The sequence below is a fragment of the Ochrobactrum sp. C6C9 genome, from assembly GCF_022627935.1.
Classification (GTDB): domain Bacteria; phylum Pseudomonadota; class Alphaproteobacteria; order Rhizobiales; family Rhizobiaceae; genus Brucella; species Brucella teleogrylli.
This window is the reverse complement of sequence record NZ_JABXGB010000006.1, coordinates 169,895-187,272: the sequence shown is the minus strand read 5'-3', so window position 1 is coordinate 187,272 and position 17,378 is coordinate 169,895. Positions and strand designations below refer to the sequence as shown.

Sequence of the window (17,378 nt, the reverse complement as noted above, 5' to 3'; positions counted from 1 at the left end):
CGGGAAACATGATCTCAGCAATTCCGTTACCGTTGCTCTATTATGCCCAATAAATCAGCACCAATCCGCTGTGAAAAACGTCAGGCAACGGTGGAAAATTACGCCACATGACGCAGCAACCGCGCATTTTAGCGAAAATCATGGCAAAACATCTGTGTAGCCACGTTCGGGACGGTACAGATGAGTCGCTTGCTTCTCCTACGACATGCCAAAGCCGTCTGGGCAAAGCCCGGAATGAAGGATTACGACAGGCCGCTGGATGTGGAAGGCCACAACGCGCTCGACAGGCTCGCCGAGGCGATGCGCGCGACAGGCCTTCTGCCTGACCGCGTGGTGCTTTCCGGCTCCTGCCGTACGCGGGAAACCGCCTTCGGCCTGCAGACAAGGCTGGGCGTCGAGGTCGAAACCATCATAGACGACGAAATCTATAGCGGCGGCGCAGCGGAATATCTGCGCTCCGTTCGCGCGCATGGCGATGTCGAGACGCTGATGCTGGTCGGGCATAATCCGAGCATGGAAGATCTGGCGCTTGCCTTGTGCGCCAAAGGCGACCGGGAGAGCCTTGACCGTCTGCATGCCGGTTTCCCCACCGCCGCCCTCGCAACAATCATTTTTTCTGAAAAGCTGAGCGATCTCAGCCGCGAACACGGATTTCTTGAAAGTTTTCCGCAGCCGTGAGCTTGAACGGGATCCTGACGCGCCTTCGTCTTGCGAAAAGGGTTCGTCATCTTATTTATACGTGAACCGGGATTCACCCTGCGAGGACATCATTGGCAAAGCTTACCAGCATCGGCGACGAAGCCAAAATCGCACTGGACACACTGACGGAACGGGCGACCGGGCTTCTTTCTCCATCGCTGCGCCTTGGGGTGACGGGCCTGTCCCGCGCCGGTAAAACGGTTTTCATCACTGCACTGGTCCATAATCTCGTTCATGGCGGCAGGCTGCCGATGTTCGAAGCGTATAAGTCGGGGCGGATATCCCGCGCGCTTCTTGAGCCGCAGCCAGACGACGCTGTTCCGCGTTTTCAATATGAAGAACATCTGTCGGCGCTTATCGACGAACGCGTCTGGCCGGATTCCACTCGTGCCATTTCGCAGCTTCGTCTGACCATTGAGTATGAAACCGCATCAGCATGGGGGCGATGGCTGTCTCCCGGACGACTCTCGGTCGATATTGTCGATTATCCCGGCGAATGGCTGCTCGATCTGCCACTGCTCGGCAAGAACTATGCCGAATTCAGCGCAGATTCCTTCGCCTTGGCCAACGAACCGACCCATATCGATCTGGCGCAGCCGTGGCTGGCGGATGCCGCCTCGGTCGATCCAGCCGAAAAGGCGGATGAACTGACGGCGCAGCGGCTGGCAAAAAGTTTTACCGCCTATCTGCGGGCCGGAAAAGCGGACGAACGCGCATTGTCCACCCTGCCGCCCGGTCGCTTCCTGATGCCTGGCGATCTTGATGGCTCGCCTGCGCTGACCTTTGCGCCACTACCCAACCTTGCACCTGAAGACATCAAGGCCGGATCGCTCGCGGCCATGATGGAACGGCGCTATGAGGCCTATAAAACCTATGTCGTGAAACCGTTCTTTCGCGAGCATATTGCTCGGCTGGACCGCCAGATCGTGCTGATCGACGCGATGCAGGCCATGAATGCCGGAGGCGCCGTGGTGGCGGACCTCGAACGTGCACTGACCGATATCCTGTCCTGTTTCCGTCCCGGATGCTCCAATCTGCTGACCGGCCTTATCCAGCGCCGTATCGGGCGAATTCTGGTGGCCGCAACCAAGGCCGACCATCTGCATCATGAAAGCCATGATCGTTTGCAGGCCATTGTACGTCGTCTTGTAGAACGCGCCATCGAGCGCGCCAATTTTTCGGGCGCAGACATCGATGTTCTGGCCATGGCAGCCGTGCGCGCAACCCGCGAAGCGACTGTGACACAGGGAAAAGAGGTTCTTCCGGTCATCGTCGGGACGCCTCTCAAGGGCGAACGTATCGACGGCGATGTTTTCGATGGTGAAACAGAAACAGCTATATTTCCTGGAGACTTGCCAAAGAATCCTAATGCGATCTTTGAACAGGTTTCCACACCGGAAGACCCTGCCATTCGCTTCGTGCGGTTCCGCCCCCCGCGCCTTGAACGCACCGCCGAGGGTGTGACGCTATCGCTTCCTCATATAAGGCTCGACCGCGCCCTTCAGTTCCTGATCGGAGATCGTCTGGCATGAGCGATGACACACCGCGCAAACCGACCTCCTTCAAGGTTGCCCCCCAGCCACGCGTTCAACCGGTACCGGAAGCGCCTGACGAGACGCCGCGCCGACCCCGTGCCGTCAAAGATTTGGAGCAGATCGTCGTAGAGCCGGATATTTTCGAACTCAGCGACGAAGAAGCCGCCGAACTCGAAGTTCTTGATCCAGCCTTCGAAGCACCGAAGCGCAAGGGCTGGTTTGGCGGATGGTCGCTCGGCAAGATATTGACCGGCGCACTGGGTGTTCTGGTTTCTTTTGCCGTTGGCATCTGGACCGAAGATCTCATTCAGGCGCTTTTTGCCCGTGCAGGCTGGCTCGGCTGGACCGCTCTGGCGGTAGCACTCGTCGCCCTCGCCGCTTTCATCGCCATCATAACCCGTGAATTGCTGGCCCTGAGACGCCTCGCCTCCGTGCAGCATTTGCGCAGGGATGCGGCGGACGCCGCAGAGCGCGATGACATGGCGGCTGCGCGCAAAGCGGTCGATGAATTGCGCGCCATTGCGGCCAACCTGCCGGAAACGGCGCGTGGACGTCAGCTTCTGGACGGTTTGACCGACGACATCATCGATGGGCGCGATCTGATCCGACTCGCGGAAACGGAAATTCTGCGCCCGCTCGACCGTGAAGCGCGCGCGCTCATTCTCAACGCGTCGAAGCGCGTATCGATTGTGACGGCGATCAGCCCGCGGGCGCTTGTCGATATTGGCTATGTGATTTTTGAATCGGCGCGGCTCATTCGCAGACTGTCGCAGCTTTATGGCGGCAGGCCCGGCACGCTTGGCTTTATCAAGCTCGCGCGGCGCGTTCTCGCCCATCTGGCCGTCACTGGCACCATTGCCATGGGCGACAGCGTGATTCAGCAACTGGTCGGGCAGGGTCTGGCGTCGCGGCTGTCGGCCAAGCTCGGCGAAGGCGTGGTGAACGGCCTCATGACGGCGCGGATCGGCATAGCGGCGATGGAGGTCGTGCGCCCCTTCCCGTTTAACGCTGAAAAGCGCCCCGGTATCAGCGATTTCATCGGCGATCTGGCGCGCGTCAATGGCGACCGAAACGCCGCGCCCAGGTCTGGCAAGGCCGCAGCGACCAAGGCCAAACCATGAGTTTTTTCCCGGAAAACCCACTGACTTCCAGCCCGATGAAAACCAAGCGTTAACCATTCGCGACGATTATTAGCGGATAGAAATCCTGCGTCAGAATCGCGTGATCTGGTCGTTTGGCACAATCCTGTTTCGGTGTGCCCATCCAGTCCGATTGTTTCTGATAGTGCCGGTTATTCCGGCTTTTTGCAGCGTATGACACGACATTCGGTCGTGACATACTGACCAACAACGATTAGGAATGGCGTCCAGTAAAGGTCGCAAATTCCGGGACAGAGCCGAATATGAAGAATTGCATCGCTGCCTGCCTGACGCTGCTGCCCGTCTCGCTTTCCGCTGCGCCGGTTCTGGCCGCAGACAAGGACAAGCAGTTTTTCCAGACGATCGAAGGCCAGTGGTCCGGCCCGGGCGAAATCGTTGCCGGCAAGTACAAGGGCACCAAATTCGTCTGCAATCTTGCTGGCACCACACCGGATGATGCCGTTGGCATGACGCTGGATGGCAGCTGCCGCGTCGGCGTCTTTTCGCAGCCCATGAAGGCTACCGTCACCCGCGTCGGCTCCGGCTATTCCGGCAAGTTCAATGATGGGTCGGAAGGCAAAGGCCTCGACGTTACGTCCGGTTCCGTCAGCGGCAACAAGATGGTGTTCGGCCTCAATCGCAAACAGCTGAACGGCGCCATGCTGGCCCGTATTTCCGATCAGAACACGATGAATGTCACCGTGTCGGTGCGTGTCGAAAAGGAACTCGTTCCGGTTATCGGCATGAGCCTCAAGCGCATTGATAATGTCGCCGTCGGCAGCATCGCCAAGAACTGACTTTTACAGTTTTATTGGTTCCACCAGCCCGCATCCGTGCGGGCTTTTTCTATTTCGGATGATGGAACGTCCGCTTTCCATTCTGCAACCGTTCGCCCGGCGACTTTCAAGGATGGTGCGATATCGCTGAGTGGCACAAGCACAAATGCCCGCTCCTGCATGCGCGGATGCGGCAACTGGAGTTCCGGCAGCGCCATCGCAACAGGCTGCCCGGCAGCATCATGCATGGCCAGAATGTCGATATCGATGATGCGCGGCCCCCAACGCTCCAGCCGCACGCGTTTCAGCGAGCGCTCCACGTCGAGACATGTCGCAATCAGTTCCAGCGGTTCGAGCGTGGTTTGCAGCTCGGCGCAGGCATTGTGAAACCAGGCCTGATCGGTCTTGCCCCATGGCGGGGTGCGATAAACGGGTGAAACCGCGACCACACTCGTATCCGCGCGCGCATCCAGCATGCGCAGTGCGCTGCCCATCGAAAGAACGGGGTCGTCAATATTCCCGCCGAGGCCAAGCCAGGCGCGATAGGGTCCTGCGACTGCACTCACTGCGGATGAACCACCGTGACCTCAACATGATCCAGAACACCCGGCACTGGCGCATTGGGCTTGCGAATGGTGATTTCGGCGCGCTTGATCTGCGGAAACCGCTTGCTCAGAGCCTTGGCGACATCAAGCGCCAGCGTTTCGATCAGATAGCGCTGGCGACCGGTGATGATTTCCTCGATCACCGTGAAAGCCGTTCCATAATGGACGGTCCCTTCAATATCATCGCTTTCCAGCGCATTGCCGGGATCGACATCCAGAATGGCGTCGACATAAAAACGCTGACCGAGTTTGTGTTCTTCATCGAACACGCCGTGGTGCGCAAAGAATGCGCAATTCATAATCCGGATCGTGTACACGGCTTCACTTTCTCATATTCTCGCTGCGCTTCACTTGCAGGATAGCATCCGCAACCGCAAGTGCGTCTCTATTAAAAGCGACATTGTGAACGCGAAAGATGTCGGCTCCCGCCAGTCGCAACGCAACCGAGGTCGCAGACGTAGCTATATCACGCTTCAAAGGGTCGGTCTCGCCCGTGATCGTGCCCACAAAGCGTTTGCGCGATGTGCCCACCAGCCACGGATAGCCGAAACGATGTAGTTCCTCCATCCGTGCCATCAAAACCACATCCTCCTCCACGGTCTTGCCGAAACCGAAACCCGGATCAAGCATGATGCGGGATCGATCAATGCCTGCCGCAGCGGCAATCTCCAGCGACTTTTTTAGAAAAAAGGCGCGATCCTCGATGACATCGGGATCGGTTTCCCGCTCGCGTGTCGTATGCATGATGACAAGCCCTGCGCCCGTCTCGCGGGCAACATCGGCAATAGCCGGTTCGCGCTGCAACCCCCAGACATCGTTGACGATATGCGCGCCAGCCTCCACCGCCGCTCTGGCCGTTGAAGCCCGATACGTATCGACTGAAATGATGCAGCCGAAACGTTCCGTCAGCGCCCGGATGACCGGCACGACGCGGGCCACCTCTGTTGCGGCATCGACGCTCTCAGCGCCCGGCCTCGTCGATTCACCGCCAACATCAATGATGGTGGCGCCGTCCTCGAGCATCTTTCCGGCAGCGGCAAGCGCCGTTTCGAATTCATTGTGATGCCCACCATCGGAAAAGGAATCCGGCGTAATGTTGAGAATGCCCATGATTACGGACTTTTCCCCGAACTCAAGGCTGCGCCCGTGAGCCAATTGCCAGATTTTCGTCATTTCCGGATATTCCTGTATAGATGCTAATTAAGGCCCGCGATGCAACCAAGCTGGCCGAATGTCATTTAACCAAAGCGTTATAGTTCTCTTGACGTTTGCATGCCATGCTGCGACGGCAAAATATGAGTTTATTCCGAGTTTAGGAAAAAGGTGCCAGAATATGATTTTCAAAAAGCGGATTCTGGCTTTTGGCGCAGCTCTTGCAATCCTTGCATCTCAGGCCGACGCCGCATCGATCTTCCGTGAATTCAAATATTACACCGTCAATGGCAAGACAGCTGCCGAACTCGACAAGGCGCTCTCCCGCAGCGGCCCCTTTCTGAAGAAAACAGGACAGCATCATCCTGGCGCCGCTGAAATCCGATTCGACGCCAAAGTCCGCTATGGTCGTGCGCCGGGCAAGGCCTGCAAGGTGCAGGACGTCTATGTCAATGTTCACGCGAAAGTCTCGCTGCCGCGCTGGGCGCAGCGCCGCAAGGCGACAGCGGAACTGGCGCTGATCTGGGACACGCTCTATCAGGACATTCGCCGTCACGAGGAAAGTCATATCGTCATCGCGCGCAGCCATGCCAGCGAGATGGAACGACAGATCCGCGCCCTCCCCACCCGCTCGGACTGCGCCGTTTTGCGCAAGGATATCGACAGGATCACCGCCCGACTGATGGAAGCCCATGACGAAGCGCAGCAACGCTTCGACCGCGTCGAGACCATCAATTTTGAAAAGCGCTTCGAGCGGCTGCTGACCTATCGTCTTGAAAAGATGAATCAACTGCCGCGCTGATTCCTACGATCCGGCTTTATGCAACCTCTTGCGCACAGCCTGCGTCATGAGGGCGGCTTCATGAAAACCGCACAGGATTAGCTTCAGCTTGCCCGGATAATGGCAGGCATCGCCAATCGCATAGATATCGGGCTGTGAGGTCGCGAAAGTTTCAGGTGCGACAGCAATGGCATTGCCAGCCCTTTCCAAAGCGATTTCGGCCAATGGATCGGGCCGCACGATCTGGCCATCCGGTCCGAAAGCACCGAGACCCGAAGCGATCACCACGGCATCCGCCGCAAATGAAGCATCGTTGGCCGTCGTCAGGACAAGGCGATCTCCAGCGCGTTCCAACGTCGTGACGGTCTGACCGTAATGGAATGTGGGTTCGTAGGGCGCGATCTGTTCCAGGAGCCGGGAAACCAGCTCGTCGCCCATGATCGTGGGGAAACCCGGAATATCGAAGATTGGCTTGTCGGGATAGAAGGCGGAACATTGTCCGCCCGGCCGATCCAGCGCGTCGATAAGCTGACATCTGAACCCGAACAGGCCGAGCTGGAATACGGCGAAAAGTGCAACAGGCCCTGCCCCGATGATCGCTATATCATTCTTTATAACGATCCCCGGAGCAGCCGCCATTTTCTTAGTTCTGGCGTTCCGGCACCTGAACGACGAGACCGTCGATCTCATCGGTCACGCGGATCTGGCAGGACAGACGCGAAGTTGGACGCACCTCATAGGCGAAATCCAGCATGTCTTCTTCCATCGGATCAGGCCCGCCAACCGTTTCCGTCCACTCTTCATCAACATAGACGTGGCAGGTAGCACAGGCGCATGCGCCACCGCATTCGGCGTCGATGCCCGGAATGCCATTGCGAATGGCCGCTTCCATCACGCTGGAACCGTTATCGGCCTCAACTTCGGTACGTGTCGCGCCGTCAGCAGATACGAATACGATCTTGGTCATTTTCATTCCTTGAAACGCGTGAAGCCACGCGATCTTTTATCCCTTGCGATGGATCACCTGAAATTGGGATCTGCACGCATAATCTCGCAATGGCAGATACGGCGTTCCGGCCTTAGTTTCAACTGCAAGAGCCCCGTTAAGCCCAACTGCGCCAATATGCCGTGTTTTATAATGTATAAGCGGTGCGCAAGCGCCGATATAATGGGTTTTCTGCAAAACTCCGCCTTGCCGTTGCGCAAGTTTGCGGCATATGATGACAAGATGGGAATGCAGACATGTCGGATGGACGAATCCTGCACCCGGCAAATACAGCTTATAATTGCGCTATCGGATATCGAATTCGAGATACGAGCAATTTTGTTAACGAATTTGCATCGCCTTTCGAACTGCAAAAAGCGACCCCTGCTGATTTCCACAACTTGCTGATAATTGCAAAAAGCCCGAAAACACCGCATTTTTATGAACCCAAGCGTTTTCTGTTAACCTTGTATTTAAAGTTTTAGGCATCAGCGGGTGTCGCCTATTTCCTTAACAGGACCGAGCCGATACGATGCAAAATGGCGGATAAAGTTTAGTAACGGCTCTTTGACGATCCGGCCGTCACGGTAATTGAGTACGAGGTAGGCGAACAATGGCTTCCAAATCCAAGGCACAAAAGCTCGACCTTGAGGTTGAAAAGGCACTAGAACAGGCACTCGACATCGACTTCGGCGATGATCTCGATATCGATATGGATTTAAGTGCGTTCGACGAGAGTTTTTCGGTCGACGATCTGGAAGAGCAGATTTCGCGCGCCGCTGAAGAGCTGGTCGCGGAACAGAAGACGAAAGCCGCTGAACCCGAAAAGGTCGCAGCCGTGGCAGCCGAAACCAAGGTCGCTCCGATCGTTTCTGCATCCGTTATCGCCACGCCTGCAGCACCACCCGTACCGCCGGTGGTCAAGGCCGTGTCTTCCACACAGCAGCCCCTGCAGCAGATCGTCGCCAATACGCCGCATAAGCCGACCCCGATCAAGCCCGACACGACGCAAGCCGCTCCTTCGCCTCAGGTAGCAGATGTGCCGGAAGCGCCGGAAGCAATCCTGCGCCCTGTTGCACCGGCAGCGACCGTCAGCGTTGCAGCGCCTGCCGCACGCACACCCGCCAACGATGATTCGCGCAACGATCGTGCTATCGCAACCGCGCCGCGCCGCGTGACCGAGCGCACATCCAAGCTTTACTGGACCACCACAGCCATCAGCGTTTTGTGGGCAGCCGGTGGCGTCGCACTCGGCAAGGCCATCGATCCGGCTGTTTTCTCCAGCCTTGAGGCCACCAAGAACTTCTTCACCTCGCCCGCAGGCATTGGTGTGGTTGCAGGCGTCGCCCTGCCCGTTGCCATGTTCTGGGGCTTTGCGCAGCTTGTGAAGCGCGCGCAGGAAATGCACAACGCCGCACGCAGCATGTCTGAAGCGGCGATGAAGCTGCTTCAGCCCGAAGCCGTATCGGCTGATCGTGTTTCGACGCTGAGCCAGGCTGTGCGTCGCGAAGTGGCTGCCATGAACGAAGGCATCGAGCGCACACTCGCCCGCGCCGTCGAGCTGGAAACCCTCGTTCAGTCCGAGGTCAATCAGCTTGAACGCGCCTATAGCGATAATGAAGTTCGCATCCGTTCGCTGGTCGGCGATCTGGGCAATGAGCGCGAAGCCGTCGTCAGCCACGCTGAACGCGTTCGCTCGTCGATTTCCGGCGCCCACGAACAGCTCAAGGAAGAACTGTCGAGCGCATCCAACATCATCCGCGATAATGTTCTGTCTGCTTCCCAGCAGCTCAGCTCGCTGTTGAGCGAATCCGGCGAACGTCTAATCGGCAGCATCAATGAGAGCGGCAGCTCCATTGCCGAAGCCATCGAAACCCGCACGGGTGACATCGGTTCGCGCATCACGACCTCGGGCGAGGCTTTTGCCAATCTGCTCGATACGCGTATCGCAACGCTGGACGAACAGTCCCGCACGATCTCCGAACGCTTCACGACGGCTCTCGATGAACGCGCCGCTGGCATTGCCAATCTGCTTGGCAGCTCGACGCAATCGATGGTCAGCGAATTCGACACGCGCCTTGCCAATCTGGAAGGCACCTTGTCCGAACGCGGTCATGCCCTGCTTTCCGAGTTTGAGGCACGCGCTCATGCACTTGACAGCAGCACAGAGAAGCTCAACGCCGCTCTGGAAACACGCTCGCGTCAGATCAACGAGAACCTCATCGCCCGCACCCGTGAAATTGCCGAGACCTTCTCCGGCGGTCGCGCTTCGCTGAGCTCGATGATCGACGAAACCAAGACGAAGATCAGCGACGATCTGACCTCTATCGGTGAAAGCGTCGGCAATCTTCTCGGTGAAAAGGCAGCCGCCTTTGCAGGTAAGCTGGCAGAAAGCCGCGATGTGCTGGCTGCTTCGCTCGAAGGCGAAACCGACCGCGTGTCGGCAGTCATTCGCGGACATGCCGATACGCTGGCAGCCCGCACCGATGACATCCGCAATGCGATTGACGGTAGCGCATCGGCGCTCAACTCCGTCGCGGATAACCATGCGGCCATTCTGGCTGAGCGCACCAATGCGCTGCAGCAGGCAATGGCGAGCCATTCGGCACAGCTGGATACAAGCTTTGCCGATCACGCTCGCTCGCTGGAAGAGCGCGCTTCCGCGCTGCATACGGTCATCACCGGCAATCAGGCCATGCTTGCTCAGCTGATGGATGAGCGCACGGCGGCAATGCGCGATAATTTCAACGAAAATCGCGAAATCATGGCACGTGCATTCGATGACCGCGTCAACTCGCTTCAGGCCCTGATTGCCGACAATCAGTCTTCGCTGGCGCGCATTCTGGACGAACGCGCGGCAACGCTCGGCCAGTCCATTGCCGCTGGACGCGACGCTTTCGAAGCAACGCTTGGCGACCATGTTCGTCAGGTTGAGGAACGCACAAGCGGCCTGCGTGCTGTCCTGAGCAACCATAACGACTCGCTGGTCGACATTCTGAACGGCCATGAGCAGACGATTGAAACACGTGCCGCAGCAATCCGCGCAACGCTGAGCGACAGCACTGCCTCGCTCAACCAGTCGCTGCAAGACCATAGCGATGTTCTGGATCAGCGTACCGCCAATCTGCGCGGCGCGATTGCCGACAGTGCTTCGGCAATCGGTCAGGCGTTCGAAGGCCAGACCGGCATTATCGAAGGACACACGGCCAATCTCCGCAGTGTCATCGCCGAAAGCGGTTCCGTCATTGGCCAGGCATTCGCCAGTCAGAACGGTGCGATTGAAGAGCACACAGCCAACCTGCGAAACGTCATTGCGGATAGCAGCGCTATTATCAACGATGCGTTCGCTGGCCAGACTGGTATTATCGAAGAACGCACGCAGACCATGGAAAAGGCGCTATCCATCGGCGTCGACAATGTTCGCCGCGCACTGGAACAAAGCGCCGGTGTTGTTGCAAGCTCGCTGCGTGAGAAGATCGGCGAAGCGGCAAGCACGCTTTCCGCAGAAGCAGCAAAGGCCGGTCAGGCTCTGGATGGCTTCGGCGAAGCATTCAGCGCGCGCCTGATCGACAATCTGTCGGGCACGGAAGCACGCTTGGGCGAGCGCGCCGATGCGATTGCCGGACGCCTCGGCGATATCGAAACCCGCCTCACCGGCGAGCTCGGTTCTATCGAAGCCCGCATCGCTGACACCGCAACCAAGACAAGCGAGACCCTTGCCGGTCACAGCGAGGCTTTCGCTGCGAACGTTATCGATAATCTGGCGGGCACCGAAATCCGCCTCAATGAGCGCGCTGGCGCGATTGCAAGCGGCCTTGAAGCCATCGAAAACCGCCTCACCGGTGAACTCAGCGCCATCGAGGCCCGCATCGCCGATACGGCATCGAAGACGAGCGAAACCCTTGCTGGTCACAGCGAGAGCTTTTCGGTCAGCGTTGCCGACAATTTGGCAGGCACCGAAGCCCGCCTTGCGGAACGCGCCGACGCGATTGCCACCCGTCTGGGCGACATTGGTTCGCGCATCACGATGGAACTCGGCTCCGTGGAAGCCCGCATCGCGCAGGTCACGGATACGACGGCTGTTACCCTTGAAGAGCGCACGCGTGAACTCAATGCGGTTCTCTCGGCCCGCTCGCAGGAAATCACCAAGATCCTCAACGATACGGCTGAGCCGCTGGTCCAGCGTCTTGCCGATAGCGGACGCGGTCTGGCACAGCAGCTTGAAGAAGCAACCCATGCCGCAACCGACCGCCTGCGTTCGGAAAACGCCGCTCTGGTCAACGCACTGGCAAACCGCACGGCAGAAACCATTGCAGCCGTTCAGCAGGCAAAGGCCGGTCTCTCCGACAATGTCAGCGAGCTGATCGACCGCCTCTCCACTTCGAATGGCGAGCTTGGCAAGCTGATCGACGCTGCAACGCGCAATCTGACGGATATTGATGGACGCCTCGTCGACACCACGTCGAGCTTCGTTGAAAACACCAATCGCGCTGCGCAGATGTTCCAGGCCTCGACCGGCCTGATCGACACGAATATCGGTACGCTGCGTGCGCTTTCCGACAGCACCCTCTCGCAGATTGCCGACATTGCCGACCGTTTCGAAGACCATGGAAAGGTTCTTTCCTCGGCCTCCGACATGATCAATTCGGCGCAGAACGGTCTTGTCTCCACGCTGTCCGACCGCCAGCAGGCGCTCGACAAGCTGGCTTCCGGCCTTGTCGAGAAGTCGGAAGGCATCGAGAAGCTGATGCAGTCCTTCGAAACTCTGGTTGCTTCGGCATTCCAGCGCGCAGAAGGCCAGACCCGCGCCTCGGCGGAAAAGATGCGCGAAAGCGTTTCGGAAATCGTCGAGCAGGCAGCGCAGAAGTTCTCGGCGGCAACCGACGATATCCGCCGCACCGCTGGCGAAATCCGCACCGAGCTCAACACCACGCGTGGTGAGCTGAAGCGCGGCGTTCTCGACATGCCTGCTGAAGCCAAGGAAACGACGACTGCCATGCGCAAGGCCGTCAGCGAGCAGATCAGCGCGCTTAAGGAACTGGCTGAAATCGTCAACAAGTCTGGCCGTCTGGTCGATGTTGGTGAAAGCCGCGCAGACCGTACGGTTTCGCGTCCGGCGCCAGCTGCACAGCGCCCGGCCCCTGTTCAGGCGCCAGTTGCACCAGCCCCAAAGGCTGATGTTGCGGTGCGCCAGCACCCGGTTGAAATGCCAAAAGCTCCGGCTGCATCGGCACCTGCCGCTACCACTGACAAGCCTCGCGGCTGGGTTTCCGATCTCCTTGCCCGCGCATCGCGTGAAGAAGAAGAAGCCGTCCAGCCCAAGGCGCAGCCAACCGCCGCTCCGCGTTCGCCAAGCCATGTGGTTGAATCGCTGAACTCGCTTTCGGTCGATATCGCCCGTGCAATCGATCATGAAGCGTCGGTTGAACTTTGGGACCGCTACCGCCGTGGCGAGCGCAACGTCTTCACCCGTCGCCTGTACACGCTCAAGGGCCAGCAGACGTTTGACGACATCAAGCGCAAGTATCAGACGGATGGCGAATTCCGCCGCGCCGTGGACCGCTACATGGACGACTTCCAGCGTCTGCTCGAAGACGTCGCCCGTAACGACCGCGATAATATGGTGACGCAGACCTATCTGACGTCCGACACCGGCAAGGTTTACACCATGCTGGCCCATGCCAGCGGTCGCCTGCGCTAATCAGGCACCAGGCCACACGCAATTCAGAACGCGGCTTTCGGGCCGCGTTTTTTCTTTTCCGAAAGGAAGTGAGACTAACAAACGTGGCAACGCGGCGATGGGTTGATAAGACCGAAATCCGGCGTGCTTTGGCTGCTACAGCCGGACAAAAGAAAAGCGGGGTTAAGCCCCGCTTTTTTCATTTCAAATCATCTATTCTGCATTTGCGTGGTTTACAGCGATGAAACCGTCCAGCTGACGATTTCATTCACCGTACGATCAAAGGCTGCATCAAGCGCCTTCACATAAGCCGCATTGCCGGTGCCGCTGACCGGTGCGGAATTCCGAAACACGCGTGTGGAGCGCACTTCACCGGTCTTGTCGTTCATGAGCTTGATGGCGAGTTCCACAACAGCCGTTCTGGAACCGCCGCTAACCTGAACGCCAAACATGCGAAGATCAGTCAGGATCTGATAATTGATCGCCAGACCATCACCCGGACGCCCAACACCGCCAAACACGCCGGTATTCTCGTAGGCCTGGACAAGGCGAGACTGGACGATATTCGTCAGCCTGTCGCCCCATTGTGCGCCCTTCAGATACTCGATGGAACCCGGCGCTGAGCTGATAACGATGTTTTCGCTGTCCAGCGCCTTCAATGCTGTTGGTGTCGGAACCAGCAACTGTAGGCTCTTGCGGCTCGGCGACGAAACAGCAGGTTTCGGCGCGCTCAGATTGAATGTATCGAGAGGTGTCGTCCCACAGCCCGCGAGAAGCGCCGCCAGCAAGAGCGAAACCGAACCCACGGCACCAATCTTGCAGCGCGATTTCAAGCCATTCGTCCCACCTGTCGAATTTCCGCTTAAGAAAATCAATGACGCGCCCTTCCGTTATACTGGGGTACACTGCCTTGCCCGCCGAAAATCAGACGCTGCGGGTTGCGTTCTAGATCTGTGATGGCCTGCTCAATACGCTGTATGGAGCGGCGGCTATCCACGACCACCGACTGCACGTCGCGCAAACCCTGACCTGAAAAACGCTGCAAATTATCTGCAATCGGTCCGAGGCGCTTGTCGAGATTGTCCGAGGTCTGGCGAATGGATTCGAGCGTCGCCTTGGCCTGCGCCACCACACCGTCCTTATCGTCCGTAGACAGAAGCTTGTCGGTCTTGGCCAGAATGCCGTCAACGCGCACCGAAGCCGCATTGAGCCGCGCCATTGTTTCCTTGGCATCCTCGATGATCTGCTTGATGTTTCCGGTGTTGGAACCCAGTTCGTCAAGCACATCGGCGTTTTTGGCCAGTGCGTCGGTGAATGTCTTGGTGTTGTTGATCGTGTCGGTCAGAGGACCACGCGCTTCTTTGACAAAGCCTTCCAGCTCGCCCAGCACAGTGTTGGCACGTCCGAAAATATCCTGCGCGGTGGCAAGGAGATTGTTGACCGCAGATGGATCGGCGTCGATACGCGCGACGGTATCCTCCTTCGCCGCTTCGGTCAGCAGGTTAGGCTCGTCCAGGCTGCCGCCCTTCAGTTCGATATAGGCCTGTCCGGTCAGGCCCTGAAAGCCGAGCGTTGCAGCCGTCGAACGCGTGATCGGCGTGCTGCCATTCACGCGCGTCTGCACGATAACCATTTCCGGGTTGCTCTCATCAAGGCGCAGACGACGGACATCGCCAACCTTGATACCATTGAAGAGAACCTGACTGCCGACAGTCAGGCCCGTCACGGAGCCGGGAATGCGCACATCCATAGGAATGGAATCGCGGGCCTCGCCGAAGCGCGCAATCCAGTACACGAATCCGAAAGCCAGCAGGCTGACAAGCAGCGTGAAAACCCCGACCAGAACGTAATTGGCTTTTGTTTCCATATCTTATCCCGTCTGCAAGCGGCTGCCGGGCCGCCGTCTTGATGGCGCCGAAGTATCGATCTGGCGCGCACGCTTGCCCCGAAAATAGGATTTAACCCATGGATCGTCTACATGCAGCATGTCTTCTATCGTGCCGCTGACGAGCACTTTTTTGTTCCCCAGAACCGCTATGCGGTCGCAGATCGCAAACAGGCTATCGAGATCATGCGTGACCATATAGACCGTCAAGCCCATCGTATCGCGCAAATTCGCGATCAATTCATCGAATTCCGCGGCGCCGATAGGGTCGAGACCCGAGGTGGGCTCGTCAAGAAAGACGATATCCGGATCGAGCGCCAGCGCACGTGCCAGAGCGGCGCGCTTGATCATGCCCCCGGAAAGTTCCGACGGAAATTTCTCTGCCGTATCCGGCTTCAGTCCCACAAGATCGATCTTCAGTCGCGCCAGCTCATCCATCAGCTTTGGCGACAGATCGAGATATTCGCGCATCGGCACCTGAATATTTTCAAGCACGTTGAGCGCCGAAAACAGCGCGCCATGCTGGAAAAGAACGCCCATCCGCATGTCGATGGCCATTTTTTCCAGCTCATTGAGGTGATCGATATTGCGCCCAAGAATCTCGATTTCGCCGGACTGCTTCTTGTTCAAGCCCAAAATGGTGCGCATCAGCACCGACTTGCCCGATCCCGACGGACCGATGAAGCCCAGAACCTCGCCCTTGTAGATATCGAGGGACAGCTTATCGAGCACCGGCGCACGGCCAAACGACACCGTCACGTCGCGCACCGAAATCATCGGTATCGCCGTGTGGTGGCCATCGTCCTGCTGTGGTTGCGACTCTGCGTCGATACCGTTCTCCATATCTATTCTTTAACCGAGCCGCGCTTCCGACTGAACAGCGGAAGGCCAATGCAGGATCAGTTTTTTGTGTAACTGTGTCTCAAAGAACCCAAACAAAACAACGGCCATACAAAATTCTAGAAATTGATCGCTGCGTAGAACATCGCAAACATGCCATCGACAACGATAACCACAAAAATAGCCTTCACCACCGATGCTGTGACCCGGCGTCCAAGTGATTCTGCACTTCCGCCGACCTTCATACCTTCGACCGAAGCAAGAATACCGATAATCATCGCCATGAATGGCGCTTTGATCAAACCGGCGAAATAAGTGTTGAGCGCCACGGCATCATGCAGACGGCTGATAAAGGCCTCCGGCGAGATATTGGAATAGAACCACGCAACACCGCCTGCCCCAACCAGTGCCGCCAGATTGGAAATGATGGTCAGCAGCGGCAGCACGATGACGAGCGCAACAAGGCGCGGAAACACCAGAACGCCAACGGGATTGAGCCCGATGACGGTCAGCGCGGCGGTTTCCTCGCGCATTTTCATGGAGCCTATTTCGGCCGTGATGGCGCTGCCGGAACGACCGGCAATCATGATCGCAGTCAAAAGCACGCCCAGTTCACGCAAAACCAGAATGCCAACCAGATCGACCACGAAGATTTCAGCGCCAAAATAGCGAAGCTGAAACGCGCCCTGCTGCGCGATAATGGCGCCCACAATCGTCGACATCAGCACGATAATGGGAATGGCACCCACGCCCATGCGGTCCATCTGCGTCACGATGGCGGCAATCGGAATTCCGCTCCCACGACCATATTTCAGCTGCGCGCCGCGAATGGTGGCGCCCAGAATATGCATCGACATCTTGAAGTCGTTGTAAATCGAGACGACACCGCCACCAAGCGCTGCCAGAAACGCGACAACGAAGAATGGCTTCTTGGCGCGCGGAACGTCGAGCGCGCGTTCGACGGCACCGCCGACTTCGTCCATCAGCGGTGCCCAGGCTTCGCGGATACCTTCAAGCTGAACATCCGCCTTCTGGGTGATGAGACGCTGCCTCAGCCGCTCGACAAGCCACGCGCCTGCCGTATCGAGGCCGGAAATGCCAGAAGCATCGATATGCGTGGATTGGCCGCCCGCAACTTTTTCGAGACTGCGCATTTTGTCGTCGACAAGATGAACGCTCTGCGAAACCCAGCGTCCGCTCAGGCGAACCAGACGCACGCCATCCTGATCGGCCACATCGATCTTTGGCGCGACATTCGCAGCGGCTCTTGCTTTGTCAGCAGTGTCGGTCAACATGGCAAA

Annotated in this window: 15 protein-coding genes and 1 pseudogene; 7 read left to right on the top strand and 9 right to left on the bottom strand. The window is 57.9% G+C overall.

Features of this window, described 5'->3' with window-relative positions; all coding sequences use genetic code 11:
* Nucleotides 1-180: 180 nt before the first annotated feature.
* From HWD97_RS06955 to HWD97_RS06940, 4 genes are all read left to right on the top strand, one after another.
* Entirely contained in the window at nucleotides 181-678 is a 498-nt protein-coding gene (locus HWD97_RS06955; RefSeq protein ID WP_371834896.1) for a histidine phosphatase family protein, read from the top strand.
* 92 nt (nucleotides 679-770) lie between these two features.
* Complete coding sequence (locus HWD97_RS06950) at nucleotides 771-2,231, top strand: YcjX family protein (protein WP_371834895.1); 1,461 nt, start codon at nucleotides 771-773, stop codon at nucleotides 2,229-2,231.
* Entirely contained in the window at nucleotides 2,228-3,355 is a 1,128-nt protein-coding gene (locus HWD97_RS06945; protein WP_109368936.1) for a YcjF family protein, read from the top strand. The genes HWD97_RS06950 and HWD97_RS06945 overlap by 4 nt, the downstream gene beginning before the upstream one ends.
* A gap of 281 nt (nucleotides 3,356-3,636) precedes the next feature.
* On the top strand, nucleotides 3,637-4,170 hold the full coding sequence (locus tag HWD97_RS06940) for a hypothetical protein (RefSeq protein ID WP_109368935.1): 534 nt from the start codon (nucleotides 3,637-3,639) through the stop codon (nucleotides 4,168-4,170).
* A gap of 11 nt (nucleotides 4,171-4,181) precedes the next feature.
* On the opposite strand, the gene folK is transcribed toward HWD97_RS06940, so the two are convergent.
* The 3 genes from folK to folP form a co-directional block, all read right to left on the bottom strand.
* On the bottom strand, nucleotides 4,182-4,643 hold the full coding sequence (gene folK / locus HWD97_RS06935) for a 2-amino-4-hydroxy-6-hydroxymethyldihydropteridine diphosphokinase (RefSeq protein ID WP_371834913.1): 462 nt from the start codon (nucleotides 4,641-4,643) through the stop codon (nucleotides 4,182-4,184).
* Between the two features lie 68 nt (nucleotides 4,644-4,711).
* Nucleotides 4,712-5,071 (bottom strand): dihydroneopterin aldolase, encoded by a 360-nt coding sequence (folB, locus tag HWD97_RS06930; protein ID WP_109368933.1) that lies wholly within the window; start codon nucleotides 5,069-5,071, stop codon nucleotides 4,712-4,714.
* A 4-nt stretch (nucleotides 5,072-5,075) separates the two neighbouring features.
* Nucleotides 5,076-5,927, bottom strand: a complete 852-nt coding sequence (gene folP, locus HWD97_RS06925) for a dihydropteroate synthase (RefSeq protein WP_371834894.1) — start codon at nucleotides 5,925-5,927, stop codon at nucleotides 5,076-5,078.
* Between the two features lie 160 nt (nucleotides 5,928-6,087).
* Here folP and HWD97_RS06920 point away from each other — a divergent pair, with 160 nt between their 5' ends.
* Entirely contained in the window at nucleotides 6,088-6,708 is a 621-nt protein-coding gene (locus HWD97_RS06920) for a DUF922 domain-containing Zn-dependent protease (RefSeq protein WP_109368931.1), read from the top strand.
* 3 nt (nucleotides 6,709-6,711) lie between these two features.
* On the opposite strand, the gene HWD97_RS06915 is transcribed toward HWD97_RS06920, so the two are convergent.
* Together HWD97_RS06915 and HWD97_RS06910 are read right to left on the bottom strand one after the other, a co-directional pair.
* Nucleotides 6,712-7,326: an NAD(P)/FAD-dependent oxidoreductase gene (locus HWD97_RS06915; RefSeq protein ID WP_109368930.1), complete on the bottom strand. Its 615-nt coding sequence runs from the start codon at nucleotides 7,324-7,326 to the stop codon at nucleotides 6,712-6,714.
* Between the two features lie 4 nt (nucleotides 7,327-7,330).
* Nucleotides 7,331-7,654, bottom strand: a complete 324-nt coding sequence (locus HWD97_RS06910) for a 2Fe-2S iron-sulfur cluster-binding protein (protein ID WP_109370221.1) — start codon at nucleotides 7,652-7,654, stop codon at nucleotides 7,331-7,333.
* 608 nt (nucleotides 7,655-8,262) lie between these two features.
* On the opposite strand from HWD97_RS06910, the pseudogene HWD97_RS06905 reads away from it, so the two are divergent.
* Nucleotides 8,263-10,856, top strand: a pseudogene (locus tag HWD97_RS06905) (kinesin); the annotation flags it as partial.
* Nucleotides 10,830-13,373 (top strand): hypothetical protein, encoded by a 2,544-nt coding sequence (locus HWD97_RS06900; RefSeq protein WP_371834912.1) that lies wholly within the window; start codon nucleotides 10,830-10,832, stop codon nucleotides 13,371-13,373. The pseudogene HWD97_RS06905 and the gene HWD97_RS06900, both read left to right, overlap by 27 nt.
* A gap of 212 nt (nucleotides 13,374-13,585) precedes the next feature.
* Here the strand turns inward: HWD97_RS06900 and HWD97_RS06895 are convergent, their stop codons facing one another.
* The 4 genes from HWD97_RS06895 to HWD97_RS06880 all read right to left on the bottom strand — a co-directional run bounded on the left by HWD97_RS06895 (nucleotide 13,586) and on the right by HWD97_RS06880 (nucleotide 17,372).
* A complete protein-coding gene (locus HWD97_RS06895; protein ID WP_371834893.1) occupies nucleotides 13,586-14,185 on the bottom strand; it encodes an ABC-type transport auxiliary lipoprotein family protein in 600 nt (199 codons plus the stop codon).
* A gap of 38 nt (nucleotides 14,186-14,223) precedes the next feature.
* Nucleotides 14,224-15,219, bottom strand: coding sequence for an MlaD family protein (locus tag HWD97_RS06890; RefSeq protein ID WP_109368927.1), 996 nt, complete (start codon nucleotides 15,217-15,219; stop codon nucleotides 14,224-14,226).
* Nucleotides 15,220-15,222: 3 nt separating this feature from the next.
* Complete coding sequence (locus HWD97_RS06885) at nucleotides 15,223-16,080, bottom strand: ABC transporter ATP-binding protein (RefSeq protein WP_121536107.1); 858 nt, start codon at nucleotides 16,078-16,080, stop codon at nucleotides 15,223-15,225.
* Nucleotides 16,081-16,196: 116 nt separating this feature from the next.
* Entirely contained in the window at nucleotides 16,197-17,372 is a 1,176-nt protein-coding gene (locus HWD97_RS06880; RefSeq protein WP_371834892.1) for an MlaE family ABC transporter permease, read from the bottom strand.
* Nucleotides 17,373-17,378 lie beyond the last annotated feature (6 nt).

Excerpts from the sequence above, each read along its gene's own strand:
- HWD97_RS06955 (WP_371834896.1), top strand. The coding sequence starts at position 181 with ATGAGTCGCTTGCTTCTCCTACGACATGCCAAAGCCGTCTGGGCAAAG.
- HWD97_RS06945 (WP_109368936.1), top strand. The coding sequence starts at position 2,228 with ATGAGCGATGACACACCGCGCAAACCGACCTCCTTCAAGGTTGCCCCC.
- HWD97_RS06940 (WP_109368935.1), top strand. The coding sequence starts at position 3,637 with ATGAAGAATTGCATCGCTGCCTGCCTGACGCTGCTGCCCGTCTCGCTT.
- folK (WP_371834913.1), bottom strand. The coding sequence starts at position 4,643 with ATGGGCAGCGCACTGCGCATGCTGGATGCGCGCGCGGATACGAGTGTG.
- folP (WP_371834894.1), bottom strand. The coding sequence starts at position 5,927 with ATGACGAAAATCTGGCAATTGGCTCACGGGCGCAGCCTTGAGTTCGGG.
- HWD97_RS06920 (WP_109368931.1), top strand. The coding sequence starts at position 6,088 with ATGATTTTCAAAAAGCGGATTCTGGCTTTTGGCGCAGCTCTTGCAATC.
- HWD97_RS06915 (WP_109368930.1), bottom strand. The coding sequence starts at position 7,326 with ATGGCGGCTGCTCCGGGGATCGTTATAAAGAATGATATAGCGATCATC.
- HWD97_RS06910 (WP_109370221.1), bottom strand. The coding sequence starts at position 7,654 with ATGACCAAGATCGTATTCGTATCTGCTGACGGCGCGACACGTACCGAA.
- HWD97_RS06890 (WP_109368927.1), bottom strand. The coding sequence starts at position 15,219 with ATGGAAACAAAAGCCAATTACGTTCTGGTCGGGGTTTTCACGCTGCTT.
- HWD97_RS06885 (WP_121536107.1), bottom strand. The coding sequence starts at position 16,080 with ATGGAGAACGGTATCGACGCAGAGTCGCAACCACAGCAGGACGATGGC.
- HWD97_RS06880 (WP_371834892.1), bottom strand. The coding sequence starts at position 17,372 with ATGTTGACCGACACTGCTGACAAAGCAAGAGCCGCTGCGAATGTCGCG.